This is a genomic window from Treponema sp. UBA785, assembly GCF_002297065.1.
Taxonomy (GTDB): domain Bacteria; phylum Spirochaetota; class Spirochaetia; order Treponematales; family Treponemataceae; genus Treponema_D.
Genome location: NZ_DBJD01000060.1, coordinates 1 through 554, shown reverse-complemented (window position 1 = coordinate 554; position 554 = coordinate 1). Strand labels below are relative to the sequence as shown.

Below are 554 nucleotides of genomic sequence, written 5' to 3'. Positions count from 1 at the left end.
CGGGAAGAAATTGAAACTTCTTATAAGAACAGGCTTAAAGAAATCTACGAAGACCTTGAAAAAATCGAGCTTCCAAAAAATCAGAAAACCCGCGAGATAATCGACATAAAAAGCCATCCAAGATATGTGAAGGAGCTTTTGCGCTATATTATTTCAGACCTTAAGAAATTCAGAAATCTTTACCATGAGGATGACGGAGAGCAGGTTGGCGGAATGATTATCTGCGATTCTTCCGAGCAGGCAAGGGCGCTTTACGAGCATTTCATGGAAATTCAGATGGAACTGAATGAAAAGGATAAAGAAAAGTCCTCTATGAAGCCTGCGCTAATTCTTTATGACAGCGATGACAAAGATGTGCAGCAAGACTACATAGACACTTTTAAAAGCGGAACTGATATTGATGTTCTTATTGTTTTTAATATGCTTCTTACAGGCTTTGACGCTCCACGCCTTAAGCGTCTGTATCTTGGACGAAAGCTCAAAGACCATGGACTCTTGCAGGCGATTACCCGCGTAAACAGAACCTACAGAAAGCACACTTACGGCTATATTGT

The 554-nt window shown here is 40.6% G+C and carries 1 protein-coding gene; it reads left to right on the top strand.

Going from position 1 to position 554, the window contains the following annotated elements; translation table 11 throughout:
• Positions 1 to 554, top strand: a 554-nt coding sequence (locus B2X33_RS04975; protein ID WP_414717805.1) for a type I restriction enzyme subunit R domain-containing protein, incomplete at both ends; no start/stop codon positions are given.